Source organism: Sphingomonas sanguinis (genome assembly GCF_019297835.1).
Taxonomy (GTDB): domain Bacteria; phylum Pseudomonadota; class Alphaproteobacteria; order Sphingomonadales; family Sphingomonadaceae; genus Sphingomonas; species Sphingomonas sanguinis_D.
Window position 1 is genome coordinate 1,249,171 of record NZ_CP079203.1, and the last position, 17,590, is coordinate 1,266,760.

General features: G+C 66.1%; 21 protein-coding genes. 5 read left to right on the plus strand and 16 right to left on the minus strand.

The window, feature by feature from the left end:
• Positions 1-47 precede the first annotated feature (47 nt).
• The 3 genes from KV697_RS05535 to KV697_RS05545 are packed head-to-tail and all read right to left on the minus strand — an operon-like array spanning position 48 to position 3,986.
• Entirely contained in the window at positions 48-872 is an 825-nt protein-coding gene (locus KV697_RS05535; RefSeq protein ID WP_219020428.1) for a ferritin-like domain-containing protein, read from the minus strand.
• Entirely contained in the window at positions 869-1,324 is a 456-nt protein-coding gene (locus tag KV697_RS05540; RefSeq protein ID WP_374011392.1) for a peroxiredoxin, read from the minus strand. Before KV697_RS05540 ends, KV697_RS05535 begins: the two co-directional genes overlap by 4 nt.
• Positions 1,311-3,986: a bifunctional [glutamine synthetase] adenylyltransferase/[glutamine synthetase]-adenylyl-L-tyrosine phosphorylase gene (locus KV697_RS05545; RefSeq protein ID WP_219020430.1), complete on the minus strand. Its 2,676-nt coding sequence runs from the start codon at positions 3,984-3,986 to the stop codon at positions 1,311-1,313. The genes KV697_RS05540 and KV697_RS05545 overlap by 14 nt, the downstream gene beginning before the upstream one ends.
• 109 nt (positions 3,987-4,095) lie before the next feature.
• Between KV697_RS05545 and KV697_RS05550 the strand changes: the two genes are divergently transcribed.
• Positions 4,096-4,254 carry a hypothetical protein gene (locus KV697_RS05550; RefSeq protein WP_219020431.1) on the plus strand — a complete coding sequence of 53 codons (159 nt, stop codon included), beginning with the start codon at positions 4,096-4,098 and terminating at the stop codon, positions 4,252-4,254.
• Positions 4,255-4,258: 4 nt separating this feature from the next.
• Here KV697_RS05550 and KV697_RS05555 read toward each other — a convergent pair whose 3' ends face one another.
• From KV697_RS05555 to KV697_RS05570, 4 genes are all read right to left on the minus strand, one after another.
• Positions 4,259-5,266: a DUF6624 domain-containing protein gene (locus KV697_RS05555; protein ID WP_219020432.1), complete on the minus strand. Its 1,008-nt coding sequence runs from the start codon at positions 5,264-5,266 to the stop codon at positions 4,259-4,261.
• A gap of 114 nt (positions 5,267-5,380) precedes the next feature.
• The gene (locus KV697_RS05560) at positions 5,381-6,028 is read right to left on the minus strand and encodes a sigma-70 family RNA polymerase sigma factor (protein ID WP_219020433.1); all 648 of its coding nucleotides are present in this window, start codon (positions 6,026-6,028) and stop codon (positions 5,381-5,383) included.
• Between the two features lie 106 nt (positions 6,029-6,134).
• On the minus strand, positions 6,135-6,272 hold the full coding sequence (locus KV697_RS05565) for a hypothetical protein (RefSeq protein ID WP_042489965.1): 138 nt from the start codon (positions 6,270-6,272) through the stop codon (positions 6,135-6,137).
• Positions 6,273-6,323: 51 nt separating this feature from the next.
• Positions 6,324-7,124 (minus strand): response regulator, encoded by an 801-nt coding sequence (locus tag KV697_RS05570; protein WP_219020434.1) that lies wholly within the window; start codon positions 7,122-7,124, stop codon positions 6,324-6,326.
• A 247-nt stretch (positions 7,125-7,371) separates the two neighbouring features.
• Here KV697_RS05570 and KV697_RS05575 point away from each other — a divergent pair, with 247 nt between their 5' ends.
• From KV697_RS05575 to KV697_RS05585, 3 genes are all read left to right on the plus strand, one after another.
• Entirely contained in the window at positions 7,372-7,542 is a 171-nt protein-coding gene (locus KV697_RS05575) for a NepR family anti-sigma factor (protein WP_257575631.1), read from the plus strand.
• 12 nt (positions 7,543-7,554) lie between these two features.
• Positions 7,555-9,141 (plus strand): sensor histidine kinase, encoded by a 1,587-nt coding sequence (locus KV697_RS05580; RefSeq protein ID WP_219020435.1) that lies wholly within the window; start codon positions 7,555-7,557, stop codon positions 9,139-9,141.
• Between the two features lie 283 nt (positions 9,142-9,424).
• The gene (locus KV697_RS05585) at positions 9,425-9,559 is read left to right on the plus strand and encodes an entericidin A/B family lipoprotein (RefSeq protein ID WP_058715861.1); all 135 of its coding nucleotides are present in this window, start codon (positions 9,425-9,427) and stop codon (positions 9,557-9,559) included.
• 126 nt (positions 9,560-9,685) lie between these two features.
• Here KV697_RS05585 and KV697_RS05590 read toward each other — a convergent pair whose 3' ends face one another.
• The 9 genes from KV697_RS05590 to argS all read right to left on the minus strand — a co-directional run bounded on the left by KV697_RS05590 (position 9,686) and on the right by argS (position 16,932).
• Positions 9,686-10,045, minus strand: coding sequence for a hypothetical protein (locus tag KV697_RS05590; RefSeq protein ID WP_219020436.1), 360 nt, complete (start codon positions 10,043-10,045; stop codon positions 9,686-9,688).
• Positions 10,046-10,302: 257 nt separating this feature from the next.
• Complete coding sequence (gene tatC, locus KV697_RS05595) at positions 10,303-11,091, minus strand: twin-arginine translocase subunit TatC (protein WP_219020437.1); 789 nt, start codon at positions 11,089-11,091, stop codon at positions 10,303-10,305.
• A complete protein-coding gene (gene tatB, locus KV697_RS05600; protein ID WP_219020438.1) occupies positions 11,088-11,564 on the minus strand; it encodes a Sec-independent protein translocase protein TatB in 477 nt (158 codons plus the stop codon). The genes tatC and tatB overlap by 4 nt, the downstream gene beginning before the upstream one ends.
• Positions 11,565-11,596: 32 nt before the next feature.
• Complete coding sequence (locus KV697_RS05605; protein WP_219020439.1) at positions 11,597-11,833, minus strand: Sec-independent protein translocase subunit TatA; 237 nt, start codon at positions 11,831-11,833, stop codon at positions 11,597-11,599.
• A gap of 154 nt (positions 11,834-11,987) precedes the next feature.
• Positions 11,988-12,602 (minus strand): SMC-Scp complex subunit ScpB, encoded by a 615-nt coding sequence (gene scpB, locus KV697_RS05610; protein WP_219020440.1) that lies wholly within the window; start codon positions 12,600-12,602, stop codon positions 11,988-11,990.
• Positions 12,599-13,324 carry a segregation and condensation protein A gene (locus KV697_RS05615; protein WP_219020441.1) on the minus strand — a complete coding sequence of 242 codons (726 nt, stop codon included), beginning with the start codon at positions 13,322-13,324 and terminating at the stop codon, positions 12,599-12,601. The genes scpB and KV697_RS05615 overlap by 4 nt, the downstream gene beginning before the upstream one ends.
• Positions 13,325-13,452: 128 nt before the next feature.
• Complete coding sequence (locus KV697_RS05620) at positions 13,453-14,457, minus strand: glycoside hydrolase family 3 N-terminal domain-containing protein (RefSeq protein WP_219020442.1); 1,005 nt, start codon at positions 14,455-14,457, stop codon at positions 13,453-13,455.
• Between the two features lie 10 nt (positions 14,458-14,467).
• On the minus strand, positions 14,468-15,208 hold the full coding sequence (locus KV697_RS05625; RefSeq protein WP_219020443.1) for an SPOR domain-containing protein: 741 nt from the start codon (positions 15,206-15,208) through the stop codon (positions 14,468-14,470).
• Positions 15,208-16,932: an arginine--tRNA ligase gene (gene argS, locus KV697_RS05630; protein ID WP_219020444.1), complete on the minus strand. Its 1,725-nt coding sequence runs from the start codon at positions 16,930-16,932 to the stop codon at positions 15,208-15,210. The genes KV697_RS05625 and argS overlap by 1 nt, the downstream gene beginning before the upstream one ends.
• Before the next feature lie 228 nt (positions 16,933-17,160).
• Here argS and KV697_RS05635 point away from each other — a divergent pair, with 228 nt between their 5' ends.
• Positions 17,161-17,460, plus strand: a complete 300-nt coding sequence (locus KV697_RS05635) for a hypothetical protein (RefSeq protein WP_219020445.1) — start codon at positions 17,161-17,163, stop codon at positions 17,458-17,460.
• The last annotated feature ends 130 nt before the right edge of the window (positions 17,461-17,590 follow it).

Genomic DNA, 17,590 nt, shown 5'->3' on the forward strand with positions numbered 1-17,590 from the left:
AAAAGCCCGGCTTCGTTCATCCTATGCTGTGTCGCAGCCCCACCGCGTTACAGACGGTCAGCTTGTGCCTTTATGGGTTCCTCGTCCGCAAGAGGCGCATAGAAATCGCGCGTCAAACCGGCTGTATCGCGCGCCGAAACGTTGAACGGTGGCTTAACCGCCCCCCGGAAATGGCGACGGATCAGCATTCGCCAATGCTCGGCGGGCGCGATGTCATGCCCGGCGGCCAGATAACCGAACCATTTCGCGCCGAATCCGACATGGCGAATCTCGTCGGTATAGATGCGGTTGAGGATGCGCGCCGACGCCTCGTCGCCCCCCGCCCGAAAGCGCGCGATCGTCTCCGGGGTGACGTCGAGTCCCCTCGCCTCCAGCACCATCGGCACGACGGCCAGCCGTGCCATGGCGTCATGCGCGGTCTCCTCCGCCGCTTCCCAGAGGCCCGCATGGGCAGCCAATTCGCCGTAACCCGACCCCAAGGTCTTCAACCGGCGATGCAGGACGGCGAAGTGCATCGCCTCATCCGCGCCGACCGAAATCCAGTCGTCGACGAAGGTGCGCGGGAACTGCCCGCCGAACCGGCCCGCCGCGTCGAAGGCCAGGTCGATCGCCGCGAACTCGATATGCGCCAGCGCGTGGAGCAGCGCGATCCGCCCCTTTTCCGAACCACCCCGCCCGCGCTTGGGCATGCGATTGGGCGGCAGCAATTCGGGCCGGTCGGGCCGCCCCGGCGCATCGGGCATCGCCACGTCGAAGTCATGCGCCAGAGCGCCGCGACGCCAGCCGCGCGCCACCGCCCGCGCCAACCGAACCTTGGCCAGCGGATCGCTTTCGCGCAGGACGGCTGCGCAGGCTTGGGCAATCGTCGTCAAAGTACGCGCGCCGCCTCCAGCACGGCCTCGGCATGGCCGGGCACCTTCACCTTGCGCCAGCTCTGGGCGAGCTTGCCGTCGCGACCGAACAGGAAGGTCGAGCGCTCGATACCCATATAGGTCTTGCCGTAGAGCTTCTTCTCGCCCCAGACGCCGAACGCCTCGCAGGCCGCGCCGTCCTCGTCGCTGACCAGCTCGACGGCCAGCGCGTATTTTTCGGCGAACTTGCGATGCTTGGCCGGGCTGTCCTTGGAGATGCCGATCACGCGCACGCCCGCGCCCGCGAAATCCCCGGCCAGCGCGGTGAAGTCCTGTGCCTCGCGCGTGCAGCCGCTGGTGTCGTCCTTGGGGTAGAAATAGACGACCAGCGGCCCGCCCAGATCGCCCAGCGCCAGCGGCTGGTCGGTCGCGGTCATGACCGTCACCGCCGGAATTGCGTCACCCTGCTGCATCATTGCCTCCTTGCCAGACCTGCAGGACCTCCTGCCGCGTCGCCTCCAGCGTGGCAACCACCGTCGCCCAGTCGGGCAGGCCCATCGCCCGCGCGATCAGCGGGCGGGTCGGCTCGGGCGGCTCCTGCCCGTCCGGCACGAGCAGGCGGAAGGACACCAGCGCACGGGTCAGCACGTCATGCGCCCGCGTCACCCATTCCGGCATCAGCCCCGCCGCTACGAGCGCCGCGATCGCCCGGCCCAGATCGGGATCGAAGCCGGTGCGATGGACCAGCTGCGCGCGGTGTACCGCGAACTCCAGGTCGACCAGCCCGCCGGGCAGCAGCTTGATGTCGAGCGGCCCCTGCGGCGGTTTGTGCCGCGCCATCTCGGCCCGCATCTCGCCCGCCTCGGTCGCCACGTCACGGGCGGGGCGGTTGCCGTTCAGCACATCGGCAACGATCGCCGCCACCTCCGCCCGCGCCTCTGCCGAGCCGAAGATCGGCCGGGCACGGGTCAAGGCCATATGCTCCCAGGTCCAGGCGTCTTCGCGTTGATATCGCGCGAAACTCTCGACCGAGACCACCAGCGGCCCCTGCGTGCCCGATGGCCGCAGCCGCGTGTCGACCGGATAGAGCGGCCCCGCCTGGGTCGGCACCGATAGCGCCGCCGTCACCCGCTGCGCCAGCCGATTGTAATAAAGCGTCGCGCCCAGCGGCTTCGGCCCATCGGACTCGCCCGCGAAATCGCCGGTGAACAGATAGACGAGATCGAGGTCGGAGGCGTGGGTCAGCGCCGCGCCCCCCATTCTCCCGAGCGCAAGGATAACGAGTTCGCTATTCGGCACCCGGCCATGCGCCGCGACGAATTCATCGACCGTTGCTTGCGCCAGCACGCCGACCGCCGCCTCGGCGACACGCGCATAGCCGCCCGCCACCTCGAGCGGATCGGCCCGCCCCGCAACAATCTGCGCCCCCAGAGCGAACCGCAACTCGCCGACCACGCGGCGGACATGGTCGAGCCGATCCTGATAATCCTGTCCGCTCTCGCCGCCGCGCATCGCGCGTTCGAGGAACTTCACGGCGGGCAACGGCTCGAAGGCAGAGGCATCGATCAGCCCATCGAGGAGCGCAGGCCGCCGCGCCAGCTCGGCCGCGAGCGGTGCGGCATGGCTGAGAATCGCGACGGTCAGGCTGGCCAGCCCCGGCCGCGCCTCCAGCAGGCGGAAGATGTTGATCGCGCTCGTCATCCGCTCGAACAGCGAATCGAGCTTCAGGATCGCGGCATCGGGATCGGGCGCCTCGGCCAGCGCCTCGACCAGCGTGGGCAGCACCGCGTCCAGCGCCTCGCGCGCCGCCGGGCTGCGCAGCGCGGCATAGTCGCCGCCACGCCACGCCGCAATCCGACGCGCCGCCGCCTCGATATCGTGCAGCCCCGCCGCCGCCAGTCGCGCGTTCAGCAGGACCGGGTCATGCGGCAGTCGGGGTCGCTCATCGGCGTCGAGCGCGTCGTAGAAGCGCCCGACCCGTTCGGTGACGGGTGCCAGCATGGCGATCAGCGCATCGCCATCCGCCAGTCCGTGGATCTGCGCGACCCGGCCCAGCCCCTCCCCCAACGGCAGCTGATGGGTCTGGCGGTCGTCGATCATCTGGACTCGATGCTCGATCGTGCGCAGTAGAACATAGGCGTCGCTCAGCGCCGCCGCCTGCCCGGCATCGATCCGCCCCGCCTCGGCCAGCATCGCCAGCGCGTCGCGGGTGGCGGGCGCCCGTAGCACGGGGTCGCGGCCGCCATGGATCAGCTGGTGAATCTGCGCGAAGAATTCAATCTCACGGATACCGCCGCGCCCGCGCTTCAGGTCATAGCCGGGCCCCATCGCCTGCCCCTGCGCATGATGGTCGCGGATGCGCCGGGTCAGATCGCGGATTTCGCCGACCGCGCCGAAATCGAGCGCACGCCGCCACACGAACGGGCGGATCGCATCGAGGAAACGCTGGCCCAGCGCCAGATCGCCCGCCGCCGCTCGCGCGCGGATGAACGCTGCCCGTTCCCAGGTCAGCGCCTGGCTCTCGTAATAGGCGATTGCCCCCTCCACGGGAATCGCGATCGGCGTCGCTTCGGGCGAGGGCCGCAGCCGCAAGTCGACGCGCAGGACATAGCCCTCGCCGTCGCGCGCCTGGAGCAATTCGACGACCCGCTTGCCGATGCGCACCGCCGCATCCTCCGGTTCCTCGCGCGGACGGCGGGGCAGCGTCTGGGGATCAAAGATCAGGATGGGATCGATATCGGAGGAATAGTTGAGTTCGCGACTGCCCTGCTTGCCCAGCGCGATGGCGGCGAAACCGACCGGCTCCGCGCCCGGCGTGCGTTCCTCGATCGCGGCGCGGATCGCACAGTCGAGGGACCGGTCGGCGAAATCGGTCAACCGGTGCGTCACCTCGGTCAGGTCGTACAGTCCGGATAGATCGCCGAGCGCGACGGTGAGCGCCAGCGCGCGCCGCTCGCGACGCAATCGGGTGCCGACCGGCAAGTCCTCCGCCACGACGGGTGGCGCGAGCAACTCCCCCGCCAGTGCCGCCACCTCGATCTCCGGCTCCCGGTCGAGCAGCATCGCCAGAAAAGACGAATGCCGGCGGGCACGGGCGATGGCATCGGGCAAGGTGGACGAGGGCAGGCTGCTCATGGCCCCGCTTCTACCCCGCGGGGTGTGGCGAAAGAAACACTTTCGATCCCGTTAACAAATGCGCATCAGATGATTTGCAACTTGTCAAGCCGCGATCGGTTATGTTGCCATGATGAGCACCGAAACCGGGACCAGCGACATCCGCATCGTCCGCGCGCCGCAGCGCACGGACGATATCGGCTGTGCGCTCCGCTCGGCCTATTCCCGGCCGGTGCGGTTACCGGATCATTGGGTGCGGCTGCTGGCGCGACTGGACAGGCGTTCCTGATCGGTTATGGCCGGGTGCCCGGCGGGCAGCGGCCGAAACTCTTGTCCATCCCACCGAGATATTCCGCCACCGGCGCGAGGCCGACCTCCGTACGAAGACGATCGACCGCTTTGTCATCCTCCAGAGGCTGCGACACGCGCGTGCCGTTATTGCACATCGCCTGAGTACCATAACGCTGCTTGCCGCTGATCTTCAGCATCACACGATCGTAAAGATAGGCATAGTCCTTCTTCGACACTTCGCCGTGCGGAACGAGCGACTCCATGGCGCGCAATATGGCGAGCTGGAACGCAGGATCGGCATCGGCGTGCTGAACGAGTAGCCAAGCCTGACGCGCCGCGTCGTCCCCGACTTCTGACCGCTTTGGCCAACCCTGCTTTGCGACTATCTGCTTGAGCCACTCGGTATTTTCCCGATCCTCCACCCTTAACGCCGTCATCAGACGCGACAGGATAATGGCCTTTACCGGCTCGGTTACTGCCGGCGCGTCGGCCATGTCGCCCGACCCCCAACTGCTGGAGTAACGCAGCATCTGTTCGCCCATCGGGCGCGCCATCAACTGATCATGAAGCTTGGACGTATCGGACTCGCTGATTTGCTTGGCCGTTTTTACCGCCAGCAGATAGGTGTCCGCAATCGGTCGAGCCGTTTCGAGGGACTGCTGGAACGCGGCGAAACTCGACCAGAGCGAGGTGTCGATGAATGAGCTGACCTGAGAGTACAGCAGGCCGCCGACAGGCGCCCCCTTTAATTGCGGATCGGTGACGCCAAGAACGAGAAGTTCCGCCCGCGTATCGTCGAGAGCCGCCATGTAAGACGCCTTCAACCAATCCCGAACCTGCTTGTCCTGCGCCTTTTCCTCCGGCGTCGCATCCGGGAAGCGGCCCTTCATCCATTTATAATCGCCCGGATCGAAACGATCACCCTTGATATACGGCTTGAGGACGTCCGGGATCGGCGGCGTGGCCGCTGTCAACAGAAAGACGGAGAAGATCAGGGACAGCATGCGCATGGCCGGATCGGACAAGGTCTCGCAATCACTGTCAAGCCGACCCATTCCGACACAAAAAAGCCGCCCCGATCATAACCGGGACGGCCGTCTATTAAAACTCGTAAGTAAAGGCGCTTACCTCCCGCCGCTCAACTGATCGACATCGCCCATGATCGTGTCGAGCGCCGTCTTGCTGCTGTCGGTTTCATGCAGGCGGCGCGAGGGCAGCGAGCCTTCGTTTAGGATCGTCTCCAGCGCGACGCGGCCGCGCGCCACGCGGCTCTTGATCGTACCCACCGCGACGTTGCAGATTTCGGCCGCTTCCTCATAAGCGAAACCACCGGCACCGACCAGGATCAACGCCTCGCGCTGCGGCTGCGGCAGGTGCATCAGGGCGCGCTGCATGTCGCCCAGTTCGACATGGCGATCCTGGCTGGCCGGAGCCGCCAGAATGCGATCGGCGACCAGATCGTCCCATTCGCCCTTGAAGCGCGCGCGACGCATCTGCGACAGATACAGGTTGCGCAGGATGATGAAGGTCCAGGCACGCATGTTCGTGCCCGCCTGGAACCGCTTGCGCGCGGCCCATGCCTTCAACAGCGTTTCCTGCACCAGATCATCGGCCAGATCGCGGCTGCCCGAGAGCGAGCGGCCGAAGGCGCGAAGATGGGGGATGACGCGCGCCAGTTCCGCCTTGAACTCGGAGTCGGGGAGCGCGACGTGCTCGACGGGCGTATCGGGTGCGTCGTCCTCGAATTCGTCCCGCGTCAGTGGCTGCGTCATGAAAATCCGATCATCGGAAACGGCCGCCCTCGCGACCATTTCGAAACATAAGGGGCCAACCCTGAAATAGCCAGCCGTCCCAAAGGGCTAATCGAGGGGGCTCGTGTCAGCGCAACACCAAAAAGGCGAAGATCGCGATCACGAGCACCAGCGAGATGGGCAGGATGTAACGCGTCACATGCGGCGTCGACCCTGCCCTGGCATCCTCTTTGGCGACATGAATGGGTTCATTGGAATCAGCCATGTCTGCCTCAACGCCTCTCAACCGTTTCGGGTCCGTAACTGTCAGTCTTTCTTATTCCGCCGGGACGGTGCTCTGGTCGAAGAACAGCGCCTGGCTGATCGCGGCCTTCACGGTCGACCGCTGGAACGGCTTGGTGATCAGGAAGGTCGGCTCCGGACGCTCGCCGGTCAGCAGACGCTCGGGGAAGGCGGTGATGAAGATGACCGGAACCTCGAACTCGGCCAGGATGTCCTTGACCGCATCAATGCCCGAGCTGTCATCGGCCAGCTGGATGTCCGCCAGAACCAGGCCCGGACGGTCCTCCATGGCCAGCGCCACGGCCTCGTCGCGGGTCACGGCGACGCCCGTGACTTCATGGCCCAGGTCGCGCACGATCGTCTCGATATCCATCGCGATGATCGGCTCGTCCTCGATGATCAGCACGCGGGCGCGGGTCTGCTTTTCGATCTCTGCCAGCGCCTCGGAGACGAGGTTCTCGACCTCGCTCGGCTCCACGTCGATCAGATAGGCCGCGTCCTCGGGCGTGAAGCCCTCCATCGCGGTCAGCAGCAGCGCCTGGCGCGACAGCGGCGTCATCCGGGCGAGGCGAGCGCGGGCCAGACCTTCGTTGCCGTCGGCATCGACACCGTCATTGTCCAGCTCGTCATAATTGGCCGACGACCAGATGCCCTGGAACATGCGGTACAGGCCCAGGCGCGGATCGACGTCGCGCGGAAACTGGTCCGGGGCCGCGACGATCGCCTCCAGCGTCGCGCGAACATATTTGTCGCCGTGCATCTGGCTGCCGGTCAGGGCCCGGCCATAGCGCCGCAGGAAGGGAAGATGGGGCGCAAGCTGCTGTCCAAGCGACATGGGTAATAATCACTCCCTGAGGTATTCGCGGACGCCTGATGTGCTGACCCCCGCGCATGTTTTCAATGCCGTTTCCCGAAATCCCCGTCTGACACAGCCTATGGACGCGCCGTTCGGATTTTTCGTATCGCATCGGGAACCAACCAGATCGAATTTGGTTTCATCGCCACATCAACTATGGCCCTGGCATGACGCCAACCGGCGGCGCCACGGGCCGCCATCGCGTCGGTTGCCCCGCTAGTGGGTCGTGCAGGGGGATATTTTGAGTTTGGGCAACAAGACGAAGAAGACGCCGTCCTCCACGCCCGAAAAGGGCGGTCAGAAAGATGCGGGCTCGGCACTTCGCCAGGCGTATCAGAAGACCGTGGACGAGCGGATCCCCGACGAGATGCTTGACCTTCTCAGCAAGCTGGACTGAACGTCCGGCTGAATGGCCAGCGCACCTCCCCAAGACATCGAGGCTCTCGAACGCCTCCGCCCTGCCCCGCCCCGTCTCGCCACGGGCGCCAAGCTCGTGCTCGTGCTGGGCTGCACCCTGTTCATCCTGGCCGCGATCGCGGTGTTCGCGACGCTGCAGACGACGCGGCTGGCCGATAGCGAGGCGAGCGGGCGGCTGCGCATAGCCGCCAACGAAGACGCGCGCGCCATCGCCGCCGAGTTGATGGGCGACATGACCGCGTTGCGCGTCGCCGTGCGCGCCATGGGCCAGGACCCGCTCGACATGCCGAGCTGCGCGCGCGCCCAGGGGGTCTTCGCGCAACAGTCGATGACGGGCGCGCGTTTCCTCATCACGGATCGCTCGGGCAAGACGCTGTGCGGCGATCCGCTGCCCGCCGCGCTGCCCGTTCCGGTCGATGGCTCGCCGATCGGCGCTGACATCCTGCCCGGCAAGGGGCTGGTCCTGTCGGTCGCGAGCCAGGACGGCCGCGCCCAGGCGCGCGCCTTCTTCCCCCTGCCCTTCCTCCAGTCGCTGGTCGACCAGAGCAATCCGACGAGCCCGATCGAATCCGTGCTGGAGCTGGACGGCGAGTTGCTCCCCATCCATCAGCTTTCGCGTCAGAGCGCGTTGGAGCGGATGAAGTCGATGCGGACCGAGCTGGGCATTGCCGGGCTGGTCCTGCGCACCTCCACGCCCAGCGCGCCGATCACCTCCTCGCTGATCGTCGCGCTCGCGCTGCCGCTGCTCATGTGGCTGGCCGCGGTGGTGCTCGGCTGGTTCATCGTCGACCGGCTGTTGATCCGCCCGCTTCGCCGGTTGCGCACCATCGTCGCCACCTATCAGCCGGGCGAAGTGCTCGATATTTCGGAGGTCGAGGCCGCGCCCGCGCAGGAAATCCGCGATCTGGCCGACACGTTCGAGGCGATCACCCGCACCGTCGCCACGCACGAGGCCGGGCTGGCCGAGGGGCTGGTGCGCCAGACCAAGCTGACCCGCGAGGTGCATCACCGGGTCAAGAACAACCTTCAGGTCATCTCCAGCCTCATCAACTTCCACGCGCGCGGCGCGACGGGGCCGGAGGCGATGGCGGCCTATTCGTCGATCCAGCGGCGCGTCGATGCGCTGGCGGTCGTACACCGCCACCATTTCGCCGAGCTGGAGGAAAATCGCGGGCTGAACCTGCGCACCATGATCGGCGAGCTGGCCGCCAATATCCGCGCCACCGCGCCGGAGAATGCGGCCGGGATCGGCATCTCGCTCGACGTCGCGCCCCTGCTGGTCAATCAGGACGTGGCGGTCGCCGTCGCCTTCCTCGTTACCGAGACGATCGAGCTGGCGATGAACTGCGACCCCGCTGCGCAGATCCGCGTCGCGATCAAGCCTGCCGAACAGGAGGGCCGCGCGGTCGTCCGCGTCGTCACCCGCGCGCTGGTCGAGACGGACGAGCTTCGCCACCTGATCGGCAAGCGTTATGGCCGGGTGATGGAAGGGCTGGCGCGCCAGCTTCGCGCACCGCTGCACCATGACCCGCTGGTCGGCGCCTATGAGATCGCTATCCCCATCGTCGGACGCGACTGAATTTTTTCAAAAAAAGATTCGCGTAGGCCATAAAAACGGGAACCCCTGCCTCGGCAGTGTGTTCTGCTCTTCGGATAGCGAACTTATGCCCCCCCGCTCTCGCTGTCCAAGCCATAGGCCTGGAAGCGTCCACCCTCCCCCCCCCGGTGACGCTTCCAGGCCTTAATCTTTTTCGGGGCATTTCCTCCGTTTTCCGCCATTCGACGCATGTTCCGTGACAGATGCGGAACGATTGCTGGCGTGACGCATTGATCCGCGACGGAATTCATCGAGGAGACAGAGAATGCGTAAGCTCATGGGTCTGGCGATCGTCGCCGGTGCACTGCTGGTCAGCGCCTGCAACACCGTGGAAGGCATGGGCAAGGACGTCAGCTCGGCGGGCAATACCGTCGCCAAGACGGCCGACAAGTCCAAGTAAGCCTTTCACCCGGCTGACTTAGCGAAAGGGCTCCGGCGGGTTTCCGTCGGGGTCCTTTTCTTCTTGGGGCGGGCGGTTCTTTTCGCGGTAAGTGGACCATCGGCTTTCGCCCGATATCGGACATCACTACCGAGATTGGCTGTCAGCAAACTTGGCCCATCTTCGTTCTAGGCCGCTCGCATCGAGCTTTTCCGCCGGACCTGCGCGGTCAAGCGACTGCATCCACTTCCCTAATTCCGCCTTCGCGAATTGCTGCCCTGTCAACGTAAGTTGTGAAAAGCGCAACTCCATATTAGGCGTTCTCGACACATTTACATTGGGCTGTAGAAGTCCTTTGTCCTTCATGAATTCAGCGAACACATAGACGACTTCGGCGCCACGTCGTTGATATTCGCCATTGTCAGGAATGACGTTTCCCGCAGCGTCATAGGTGGTCACAATTTGGTTCAGCATCCACGCTGCCGACACTAACACAAAGTCGTTCATGCTAACCCCTGCGCTTCCAGCACAGGTCTATCACGGCCATGACCGCACTCCACCCCTAGCAGACGCAATGACCACCCATGTCGGTGATTCACCCGTGGCCTTCGACTTCGCTCAGGCTGAACGGCGGATTGGGTTTGATCCATTTTCCTCAATTTGTTCAGCCTGAGCGAAGTCGAAGGCCACGCCCCCATCCTCCGCCCAACAAAAAAGGGCCCCGGCTTTCACCGAGACCCCTTCGCACTCCAGACCCAACTGGATCACGCAACCGCGTCGGCATCCTCTTCCACGGCCGCCGCCTGCTTCGAGCGCGCCCTTTCGGTAAACCAGATGCCGATGATCGCCAGTTCGTAGAGAATGATCAGCGGTACCGCGAGCAGCACCTGCGACATCAGGTCCGGCGGAGTCAGCACGGCGGCGATCGCGGTCGCCGCGACGATGGCGTAGCGCCGCGCGCCGATCAGTTGTTTGCGGGTCACGATCCCCGCCCGCTCCAGCAACATCAGCAGCACCGGCAGCAGGAAGGCCAGGCCGAAGGCGAACAGGAACTGCATCACGAAGGACAGGTAATTGCCGATCGCGGGCAGCGCCTCGCGCTTCACGCCGCCTACCATGCCGTCAAAGCCCAGCAGGAAGTGCAGTGCCATCGGAATGGCGATGTAATAGGCCATCGCCGCCCCCATCAGGAACAGCACCGGCGTCGCCAGCAGGAAGGGCAGCAGCGCCTTCTTTTCCTTGCGGTACAGCCCCGGCGCGACGAACTGCCACAGCTGGTTGGCGATCACGGGGAAGGAGATCATCATCGCGGCGAAGAAGGATACCTTCACCTGAACAAAGAACGCCTCGAAAATCTGGGTATAGACCAGGGTCCCCTGCCCGGCGCGGAGCAGCGGCTTGGCCAGGAAGCCGAAGATCGACTCCGAAAAATACATCGACACGAAAAAGGCCAGGCCGATGGCGATGATGCAGTAGAGCAGCCGTCGCCGCAGCTCGATCAGATGCTCGAGCAGGGGAGCGCGGCTGGCGTCGATCTCGTCATGATCGCTCATGATGCCGCCCCCTCGGTGCCGCGCGGCGGATGCTCGCTGGCGGGTGCGGGCGTGACGGCGGGCTTTTCCACCATCACCGGCTGATCGCTATGATCCGTATGGGGGGAGCCATGCGTGTCGTGCGCATGGGCATCGCGGTTGGGCGCATCGGGCGCCATCGCGTGTTGCGTCGCATCCGGCAGCGCCGCCGGAGGCGTCGATGCGGCAGCTTCGGTATCGACATGCGGCGGCGTCTCGGCGGCGTGTTCGCGCATGATCCGCTCATTCTCGGCGGCCCAGCGCTTTTCCATTTCCTCCAGCTCGGCCTCGCGGACCATATTGTCGAAGCCCTGGCGGAACTGGCGCGTCACGCCGCGCGCCTTGCCCACCCAATAGCCGACGACGCGCATCGCCTTGGGCAGGTCCTTGGGACCGATCACGACGAGCGCGACGATAGCGACCAGCAGGAACTCGCTGGAATCGATGTTGAACATGAAAGTCCGCTGCTGGCTCTAACGGACCGGGATCAGCGATCGTCGCGCACGCGCTCGCCGTCGCGATCGAAGGCGGGCTCGGCCGACTTCTGCGCCTCGATCCGGGCCGACGGCTTCGCGGGCGTCTCGTCTTCCTCGGCCATGCCCTTCTTGAAGTTCTTCACACCCTTGGCGACGTCGCCCATCAGGTTGGAGAAACGCCCGCCGCCGAGCAGAAGGATGGCGACGATCGCGAGGACGATGAGGTGAATCGGGCTAAGGCCGCCCATGGCACGTCTCCTGGAATTTATATCTATCTAGGCTCTGGCATCGCCAGCGGCAATGGGCCAGCGGCAATGGTCGAGCGATGACATGGCCCCCGATCCGGGGATGCAGGAGCCGTGACAATCCATTGTGACGTGGCCATGACGTAAAGGAAAGCGCTCAATCGCCCTCACCCCCATCTGAATCCGGGGCGGCATCGGGCGTATCCTCGTCGCCCATCCGCTCCAGCGCCAGATCGACGGGATCGAGCAGCCCGGCGGCGCGCAAGTCTTCCAAACCCGGAAGATCGCGCCGGGTCGTCAGCCCGAAATGCTGGAGGAAGGCAGGCGTCGTCGCATAGATCAGCGGCCGCCCCGGCACCTCGCGCCGCCCGGCGGGGCGCACCCAACCCGCCTCCATCAACACGTCGAGCGTGCCCTTGGAGATGGCGACACCGCGAATCGCCTCGATCTCCGCGCGGCTGACGGGTTCCTGATAGGCGATGATCGCCAGCGTCTCGATCGCGGCGCGCGACAGGCGGCGTGCTTCCTCGCGGTCGCGGCGGAGCAGATGGGCGAGATCGGGTGCCGTCTGGAAATGCCAGCGGTCGCCGCGCCGGACGAGCGTGATGCCCCGCCCGCGATATTGCGTCTCCAGCTGCTCCAACGCACCGCGGATGTCGCCGCCGCCCTTGCCCACCCCGACATGCGCGCGGATCGAATCCACGCTCATCGGTTCGGGCGAGGCGAACAGCACCGCCTCGACGGCGCGGACGGTCGGGTCGATATCGGTCATGGGGCGGGCTGACGGATGAGCAGCGGGGCGAAGGGTGCCGCCTGACGCAGTTCGACCTTGCCCTGTCGCGCCAGTTCCAGCACCGCGAGGAAGCTGGATGCCAGCGCCGACCGCCGCAGCCTTTCGCTGCCCTCGGGCAGAAACGTCTCGATCGCCGACCAGTCGATGCGGCTGCCGACCAGCATCGACACCCGCTCCAGCGCGGCCTCCAGCGTCATCACCTGCCGGTCGGCGACGACATGCATGACCGGGCGGGTGCGCGCGTTGATCCGGCCATAGGCGGAGATGAGGTCGTACAGTTCGGCCTGCCACATCGCCTTGCGCTGCACCGCCAGTCCCTCGGGCGCGCCGCGCATGAAGACGTCGCGGCCCAGCCGGTCGCGCGCCATCAGCCGCGCGCCGCACTCGCGCATCGCGGCCAGCCGCTCCAGCCGGAGTTGCAGGCGCAGCGCCATTTCCTCGGGGTCGGGCTCCTCCTCGGGCGGGCGGGGGAGCAGCAGCGAGGATTTGAGATAGGCGAGCCAGGCGGCCATCACCAGATAATCGGCCGCCAGCTCCAACTGCATCCGCCCGGCCTTGTCGACGAAGCGCAGATATTGCTCCACCAGCGCCAGGATCGAAATCTGGCGCAGATCGACCTTTTGCGAGCGGGCGAGCGACAGCAGCAGATCGAGCGGCCCTTCCCACCCCTCCAGATCAAGCGTCAGCTGTTCCCCCGTCATGATGCGCGACCCTAGCCGCGATGATGCGGGATGGCGAGATGGCGCATGACGGGCGCCGAACCGATGGAGAATCGAGGTCCGCCCCTCCAATCCTCTCCATCCGGCGATGGGGAGGAATAGGGTGCTACCTAGTCCGCGATCGCGAGCAACGCGTCGCGGCGGGCGATCAGCTCGGCGAAGTCGCCCTCCCCCGCGCCGACGCTCGCCATCGCCCGGTCGAGACGGGTGCGCGCTGCCTCGGTGATCGGGGGTACCCGTCCGGCGATCTCGACCATCTCGTCCATCCGCGCCCAGCAATCGAGCACCAGATCGCATCCGGCGGCCAACGCGCCCGCCGCCTTTTCGCCTGCGGTCCCCGACAATGCCTTCATGTCGATATCGTCGGTCATCAACAGCCCGTCGAAGCCGATCCTCCCCCGGATGATCCGTTCGATAACGGTCGGAGACAGGGTCGCGGGGCGCTCGGCATCCCAAGCCTCGAACACGATATGGCTGGTCATGCCCATCGGCGCGCCCGACAGGGTGATAAAGGGTTCGAGATCGACCTCCAGCTCCGCCTCGCTGGCGGTGACGGTGGGCAGCAGATGGTGCGAGTCGACCAGCGCACGGCCATGGCCGGGCATGTGCTTGACCACCCCGACCACGCCCGCCGCCGCCAGCCCTTCCAGCATGGCACGACCCAGCGCGGCGACCGGCATCGGCGCGGAGCCATAGGCGCGGCAGGCGATCGCCTCGGTCGTGTCGGCTTGCGCCACATCCAGAAGCGGCGCGCAGTCGACGGTGATCCCCACCTCGCGCAGCATCACGCCCAGCGACTGGCCGTTGGCGCGCATCGCCTGGATCGCCGACATCGGCGCCTTGTCATACAGCCGGGCAAAGACCGGCCCGGCGGGGAAAGCGGGCCATTCGGGCGGCCCCATGCGCGCGACGCGGCCGCCCTCCTGATCGATCAGGATCGCCAGATCGTCCCGCCCCGTCAGTTCCCGCAAGCTGTCGGTCAGCGCGCGGACCTGCGCCCGGTCGACGATATTGCGCTTGAATAGGATATAGCCCGCCGGTTCGACCGAGGCGAAGAACGCCCGCTCGTCGGGGGTCAGCACCGGGCCGGACAGGCCGAAAATGACGGGGATCATGTTTGAACGATCAGCTGGCGACGAAGCAGCTCTCGCCCGCCACGCGCAGGCGCCCGCAAATATCGGCGGCCTGGTTGGCCGAACCGGCATTCACGCGCAGGCGATAAAGGGTCTTACCGTTCGACGCGACGGGCTGGACCACCTTGCCGAGCGCGGCGACATAGGAAAACCGCTTGGAAAAGCGATCCCAGGCAGCATTGGCGGAGGCCTCGCTGGGATAGGCACCCAGCTGGACCATCGCACCGCCGGTCGGAGCAGCAACGGGCGCCCTCGCCGCCGCTACTGGCGCGGGGGCGACGAGCTTGCCGCCCGATTCCGGCACCTGCGCCACCGCGTTACGGCCGCCATTCGGCTCGGCGGGCTTCTGAACGACGCGGGTGCCGTTCATCGGCGCCTCGGGCACGGCGCGCAGATCGATAGCGCCGGTGCCGCCGGGCTTGCCCGCGCTGGTGGCGATGGCTGTATTGCCCTCGCCCTTGATCTTCAGGCCGCCGGGATCGGCCGGACGGACCTTATAGTCGCCCTCGGGTGCGGCGATCACCGCGCCGTCGCCGTCCGCCGCCGCCTGATGCGCCTGCCATTTGTAGAAGCCGAAGCCGATCGCCGCCAGAATGGCGAGGCCCAGGATGACCAGCGCCACGACCTTGCCGATGCCGACGCCTTCCGGTTCGTCGGCCTCGACGGTTTCCAGCCAGGGCAGGCGATCCGCGTCGTCCAGGTCAAAGGTACGGCCGTCCGTCTCGTTCGCCATCACTTCATCTCCGACACGGCTTCGACGCCCATCAGCGCCAGACCGTTGCGAATAATCTGCCCGATCCCGTCGCTGAGGAAAAGACGCGCGCGGGTCAGTTCGGCGTCTTCCGCGATCAGGAAGCGGCGATCGACGCGATCGTTCCCGACATTCCACGCCGCATGGAAGGCGGCGGCCAAGTCATAGAGGTAGAAGGCGACGCGATGCGGCTCGCGCGCGGTCGCCGCCGTCTCGACGATGCGGGGGAACTGGGCGGCCAGCTTGACCAGCGCCAGATCCTCGGCGTCGAGCAGCGCCAGGTCGGCGGTGCCGCCCTCGATGCCCGCTTCGGCCGCGCGCCGCTTCAGCGAGGCGATGCGCGCATGGGCATATTGGACATAGAAGACCGGATTGTCCTTCGACGCCTCGACCACCTTGGCGAAGTCGAAGTCCATCTGCGCGTCGGCCCGGCGGGTCAGCATGGTGAAGCGCACCACGTCCTTGCCGACCTCGCGCACGACATCGGCAAGCGTGACGAAATTGCCTGCACGCTTCGACATCTTCACCGGCTCGCCGCCGCGCAGCAGGCGGACCATCTGGACCAGCTTCACGTCGAACTTGGTCTTGCCACCGGTCAGCGCCTCGACCGCCGCGACGATGCGCTTGACGGTGCCCGCATGGTCGGCGCCCCAGATATCGATCAGCTGGTCGGCGGACTGCGCCTTCTGATAATGATAGGCGAGGTCTGCGCCGAAATAGGTCCAGGCGCCGTTCGACTTCTTGATCGGGCGATCCTGATCGTCGCCGAACTGGCTGGAGCGGAACAGCGGCAGCTCGACCGGCTCCCAATCCTCGGGGGTTTCGCCCTTCGGTGCTTCCAGCACGCCGTCATAGACGAGGCCGCGCGACCGCAGCTCGGCCTCGGCGGCCTCGGGCTTGCCCGCCGCCTGCAACTCCGCCTCGGACGAGAAAATGTCGTGATGGATGCCGAGCAGCGCCAGATCCTCGCGGATCATCGCCATCATCGCCGCGACCGCGCGGGTGCGGAACAGGACCAGCCATTCGCTCTCGGGCGCATCGACATACTTGTCGCCATACTCGGCCGCGAGTTCCGCGCCGATCGGCTTTAGATATTCGCCCGGATACAGGCCTTCGGGGATTTCGATCGTCGCGCCCAGCGCCTCGCGGTAGCGCAGATGCGCCGAGCGGGCGAGGACATCGACCTGACCGCCCGCATCGTTGACATAATATTCGCGGATGACCTTGTGGCCCGCAAACTCCAGCAGCGTGGCGAGCGCATCGCCCACCACCGCGCCGCGGCAATGGCCCATATGCATCGGCCCGGTCGGGTTGGCCGAGACATATTCGATATTGACGGTCACGCCCTGGCCGCGGACCGAACGGCCATAATCGCCACCCGCCGCCGGGATCGCGGCCAGCTCGTCGCGCCAGGCCGCATCGGTCAGCCGCATGTTCAGGAAGCCCGGCCCTGCGACCGACACGCTGTCCACCTCGTCCAGCTTGCCCAGCTCGGCCGCGATCGCCTCGGCCAGCGCGCGCGGATTGGTGCCTGCGGGCTTGGCCAGCACCATGGCGGCGTTGGTGGCGAGATCGCCATGGCTCGCATCGCGCGGCGGCTCGACCGTCACGTTGCGGCGATCCAGCCCGCCGGGCAGCGTGCCGGCGGCGACCAGCGTGTCCAGCGCCGCGTCGATATGCGCGGCAAAGCGGGTGTAGAGGGTCATCACATCGTCCGATCGGGGTAGCAAAGCGTTGCGCTCTAGCGAAAACGGGCGCCCGCTTCAAATCATGGCGTGCGTGCGCGCTGGACGATTGCAACGAGTGCAATCAGGCAGAATCCCTTTGCAGTTGCTGCAAATGCTGCATCGCAGTATTTCGGTATACGAAAGTAAAGCGCGGACAACGCGCGAGAGGACCTGATCCGGCTCAACGCAAATGCGGGAGTTTCGATCATGCGCAAGACCATTCTGATCCTGGCCGCCACCGTCGCCGCCGCCGTCCCCACCATCGGCGCGATCGCCGCCGAGGGCGAGCAGCGTTTCGTTCACGAGGGCAGCACCTATGTCTACACCCGTTCGAACGAGAACGGCCAGTCGGTGATCCAGGGCCATCGCTATCCGGGCGGCGAGCCGTTCCGCTTCGTCGTCAAGGGCCACCGCGTCACCGGCACGACCGGCACCACCCAGGTCGCCTTCACCACCGACGAAGCACGCGGCGCGCGCGGCGTGGGTGTGGAGAGCAGCGCTCGCTAATCCCGGCCTGACGGCTTGAAGGAGAGCCCCGCCCATTTCGATATGGGCGGGGCTTTTTTCGTACGAAGGGGGCGGCTATGGGCAAGACCACGACCAAGTGATTTTACTTCGATCACCTTCCATGCAAACC

Bases quoted from the DNA above. Each gene is read 5' to 3' on its own strand.
- KV697_RS05545 (WP_219020430.1), bottom strand. From the start codon at position 3,986: ATGAGCAGCCTGCCCTCGTCCACCTTGCCCGATGCCATCGCCCGTGCC.
- KV697_RS05635 (WP_219020445.1), top strand. From the start codon at position 17,161: ATGCGCAAGACCATTCTGATCCTGGCCGCCACCGTCGCCGCCGCCGTC.
- KV697_RS05555 (WP_219020432.1), bottom strand. From the start codon at position 5,266: ATGCGCATGCTGTCCCTGATCTTCTCCGTCTTTCTGTTGACAGCGGCC.
- KV697_RS05605 (WP_219020439.1), bottom strand. From the start codon at position 11,833: ATGGGCGGCCTTAGCCCGATTCACCTCATCGTCCTCGCGATCGTCGCC.
- KV697_RS05625 (WP_219020443.1), bottom strand. From the start codon at position 15,208: ATGGCGAACGAGACGGACGGCCGTACCTTTGACCTGGACGACGCGGAT.
- KV697_RS05560 (WP_219020433.1), bottom strand. From the start codon at position 6,028: ATGACGCAGCCACTGACGCGGGACGAATTCGAGGACGACGCACCCGAT.
- KV697_RS05615 (WP_219020441.1), bottom strand. From the start codon at position 13,324: ATGACGGGGGAACAGCTGACGCTTGATCTGGAGGGGTGGGAAGGGCCG.
- tatC (WP_219020437.1), bottom strand. From the start codon at position 11,091: ATGAGCGATCATGACGAGATCGACGCCAGCCGCGCTCCCCTGCTCGAG.
- KV697_RS05565 (WP_042489965.1), bottom strand. From the start codon at position 6,272: ATGGCTGATTCCAATGAACCCATTCATGTCGCCAAAGAGGATGCCAGG.
- KV697_RS05570 (WP_219020434.1), bottom strand. From the start codon at position 7,124: ATGTCGCTTGGACAGCAGCTTGCGCCCCATCTTCCCTTCCTGCGGCGC.
- KV697_RS05585 (WP_058715861.1), top strand. From the start codon at position 9,425: ATGCGTAAGCTCATGGGTCTGGCGATCGTCGCCGGTGCACTGCTGGTC.
- KV697_RS05590 (WP_219020436.1), bottom strand. From the start codon at position 10,045: ATGAACGACTTTGTGTTAGTGTCGGCAGCGTGGATGCTGAACCAAATT.
- KV697_RS05540 (WP_374011392.1), bottom strand. From the start codon at position 1,324: ATGCAGCAGGGTGACGCAATTCCGGCGGTGACGGTCATGACCGCGACC.
- KV697_RS05620 (WP_219020442.1), bottom strand. From the start codon at position 14,457: ATGATCCCCGTCATTTTCGGCCTGTCCGGCCCGGTGCTGACCCCCGAC.
- argS (WP_219020444.1), bottom strand. From the start codon at position 16,932: ATGACCCTCTACACCCGCTTTGCCGCGCATATCGACGCGGCGCTGGAC.
- KV697_RS05580 (WP_219020435.1), top strand. From the start codon at position 7,555: ATGGCCAGCGCACCTCCCCAAGACATCGAGGCTCTCGAACGCCTCCGC.
- scpB (WP_219020440.1), bottom strand. From the start codon at position 12,602: ATGACCGATATCGACCCGACCGTCCGCGCCGTCGAGGCGGTGCTGTTC.
- KV697_RS05550 (WP_219020431.1), top strand. From the start codon at position 4,096: ATGATGAGCACCGAAACCGGGACCAGCGACATCCGCATCGTCCGCGCG.
- tatB (WP_219020438.1), bottom strand. From the start codon at position 11,564: ATGTTCAACATCGATTCCAGCGAGTTCCTGCTGGTCGCTATCGTCGCG.